The 3,185-nt window shown below is 74.2% G+C and carries 2 protein-coding genes and 1 pseudogene; 2 read left to right on the plus strand and 1 reads right to left on the minus strand.

The window, feature by feature from the left end:
- Positions 1-91 (minus strand): annotated as a pseudogene (locus AB0J67_RS40195) (ABC transporter ATP-binding protein); the annotation flags it as partial.
- A gap of 42 nt (positions 92-133) precedes the next feature.
- Here AB0J67_RS40195 and AB0J67_RS40200 point away from each other — a divergent pair.
- Together AB0J67_RS40200 and AB0J67_RS40205 are read left to right on the plus strand one after the other, a co-directional pair.
- The gene (locus AB0J67_RS40200; RefSeq protein WP_363490930.1) at positions 134-505 is read left to right on the plus strand and encodes a MerR family transcriptional regulator; all 372 of its coding nucleotides are present in this window, start codon (positions 134-136) and stop codon (positions 503-505) included.
- Between the two features lie 331 nt (positions 506-836).
- Positions 837-3,128 (plus strand): glycoside hydrolase family 3 N-terminal domain-containing protein, encoded by a 2,292-nt coding sequence (locus AB0J67_RS40205; RefSeq protein WP_363490932.1) that lies wholly within the window; start codon positions 837-839, stop codon positions 3,126-3,128.
- Positions 3,129-3,185 lie beyond the last annotated feature (57 nt).

Consider the following 3,185-nt stretch of genomic DNA (forward strand, 5'->3'; position numbering starts at 1 on the left):
CCGCGTGCGCGCCGTCCAGGTCGATCAGCCGGACGCCCGGCTCGTCGCGCAGCCAGCCCGCGTCGCCGTCGACGGTCAGCGCGTACCGGGGCACCCGCCGCCCGGGGCCGGCCCGCACAGGACGGATCCCACGATGACCGAGCCGATGCGGGGCGCCGAGCGCGCCCAGATGATGCAGGGCGCCGACCGCGCCCCGGTGCTGGGTGACGCCGACTTCCCCGGATACAACATGGGCACGGCGGCGCAGGCCATCGGCGTGAGCCCGGCGTTCCTGCGCGCGGTGGAGTCGGCGGGCCTGTTCCGGTCGCACCGCTCCGGCGGCGGGCACCGCCGCTACAGCCGGGACGACCTGGAGCGGGCCGACCGCGCGCGCCATCTGGTCGACGACGGCACCCGGCTGGACGCCGCCGTGCGCATCGTGGACCTGGAGTACCAGCTGGCCGCGGCCAACGCGATGATCGAGATCCTGCGCCGCCGCCTGGGCGACCCGCCCACCGGCGGCTGACCCGCCCGGACGGTCAGGCGGGCCACCACGGCCACCCCGGTCCGGCCGCCGTCGACGTCCAGCGTGCGGGGAGGGCTGCTGCTCAACCAGACCGCGCAGTCGATCGAGCCGCTGTCCGCAGCGCTCGACGCGGCACTGGCCGTGCTGCGCGACCGCGGCGTCGCGAATCCCGCGAGCCGCACGGCTCGCGGGATTCGCGACGCCCGCCGGGGTGGTCCCGGGGCGGGAGTTATGTACCATCGGAGAGCGCTCTCCGATCGACGAAGCCCGGAGCGCGTGCGCGCACCGCTCGTCACCAAGGATGCCGCCGCGTCCGGGAAAGGACCGTCCCGTGAACTCCCGCCCGCCATACCTCGACCCCACGCTGCCCACCGAGCAGCGGGTGGCCGACCTCATCGGACGGATGACGCTACCGGAAAAGGTCGGGCAGATGCTCCAGCTCGACGCCCGCGACGGCGTCCGCCGACTGGTCGAGGACATGCACGTCGGCTCGATCCTGCACACCTCCCCGGAGCGCGTGCTCGAAGCCGCCGCGCTGGCCGAAGGCACCCGGCTGCGCATCCCGCTGCTCATCGCCGAGGACTGCATCCACGGCCACTCCTTCTGGGTCGGCGCGACGATCTTCCCGACCCAGCTCGGCATGGCCGCGACCTGGGACCCCGCTCTGATCGAGCGGGCCGCCCGGGCCACCGCCGTCGAGGTCGCCGCCACCGGCATCCACTGGACCTTCTCCCCGGTCCTGTGCATCACCCGCGACCTGCGCTGGGGCCGAGTCAGCGAGACCTTCGGCGAGGACCCGTTCCTCATCGGCGAGTTCGCCTCGGCGATGGTGCGCGGCTACCAGGGCGACGGCCTGAACGACCCGACCGCGATCCTGGCCTGCGCCAAGCACTTCGCCGGCTACTCCGAGACCCAGGGCGGCCGCGACGCCAGCGAGGCCGACATCTCCCGGCGCAAGCTACGCTCGTGGTTCCTGCCGCCGTTCGAGCGGGTCGCCCGCGAGGGCTGCCGCACCTTCATGCTCGGCTACCAGTCCATGGACGGCGTGCCGATCACGGTCAACGACTGGCTGCTCAACGACGTGCTGCGCGGGGAGTGGGACTACCGCGGCACGCTGGTGACCGACTGGGACAACGTCGGGCGCATGGTGTGGGAGCAGCACATCTACGCCGACCACGCCCAGGCGTCGGCCGCCGCCGTGCGCGCCGGCAACGACATGGTGATGACCACGCCCGAGTTCTTCCAGGGTGCGCAGGACGCGATCACCAAGGGCCTGCTCGACGAGTCCGACCTGGACGCCGCGGTCGCCCGCATCCTGACGCTGAAGTTCGACCTCGGCCTGTTCGAGAACCCGCGCCGCCCCGACCCGGCCCGGCAGGCCGAGGTCATCGCCTGTGCCGCGCACACCGACCTCAACCTCGAGGTGGCCCGGCGCTCCCTGGTGCTGCTGCGCAACGACGGCACGCTGCCGCTGGCCGGCGGGCTCACGGCTGGGCCGGACGGGCGGGCCGCCGCGCCGGCGGACGGCCGGGCCCGCCGCATCGCCGTGGTCGGGCCGAACGCCGACGACCCGCACACCATGCTGGGCGACTGGGCGGGCGCCTCCGGGCAGGCCGACTGGCTGCCCGACGGCCACCCCCGCGAGATGATCACGACGGTGCTGGAAGGGCTGCGCGCGCAGGTCCCGGCGGGCTGGACCGTCACCCACGCCCGCGGCGCCGACATCCTCACCGCCGGGCCCGACCCGGAGGGCGACACCTTCCCCGACGGCCAGCCCCGCCCGCACGTGGTCATCCCCTGCGCACCCGACGAGCAGATGATCGCCGAGGCGGTGGCCGCCGCCCGCGACGCCGACCACGTCGTCGCGGTCGTCGGCGACCGCATCGAGCTGGTCGGCGAGGGCAAGTCCACCGCCACCCTGGAGCTGGTCGGCGCCCAGATCGCGCTGCTCGACGCGCTCGCCGCCACCGGCACCCCGATGACCGTGGTGCTGGTCAGCTCCAAGCCGCTGGTGCTGCCGCCGTCGGCGATGAACGCCGCCGCGATCGTGTACGCGGCCAACCCCGGCATGCGCGGCGGGCAGGCCGTCGCCGAGCTGCTGCTCGGCCTGATCGAACCGGCCGGGCGGCTGCCGGTCTCCTTCGCCCGGCACGCCGGGCAGCAGCCGACCTACTACAACCAGCTGCGCGGCCAGCACGGCACCCGCTACGCCGACCTGACGCAGACCCCGGCGTTCGCGTTCGGCCAGGGCCTGAGCTACACCACCATCGAGTACGCCGACCTGCGCGTGCTCACCCCGACGGTCACCACCGGCGACACCGTGCGCGCGCAGGTCACGCTGCGCAACACCGGCCCGCGCCCGGCCCTGGAGACCGTGCAGGTCTACGTCAGCGACACCGTCACCTCGGCGACCTGGGCCGACAAGGAGCTGAAGGCGTACACCCAGGTGGAGCTCGCGCCGGGGGAGACCCGCACGGTCGAGCTGACCCTGCCCGTCGCGGACTGCACCATCGTCGACGCCCGCGGCGTGCGGGTCGTCGAAGCGGGCGCGTTCGAGCTGCTCGTCGGCCGCTCCTCGCGCGAGGAGGACCTCCTGCGGGCGGGCTTCACCGTCGTCAGCTGACACCTGCCGGACGGCTCAGGGCCGCCGGGGGGGGGGTTTTTGACCACCCCAGATACG

The organism is Catellatospora sp. NPDC049609 (genome assembly GCF_040675365.1).
GTDB lineage: Bacteria > Actinomycetota > Actinomycetes > Mycobacteriales > Micromonosporaceae > Catellatospora.

What these genes read in the sequence shown, in the direction of transcription:
- AB0J67_RS40200 (WP_363490930.1), top strand. Translation starts at nt 134, where the DNA reads ATGACCGAGCCGATGCGGGGCGCCGAGCGCGCCCAGATGATGCAGGGC.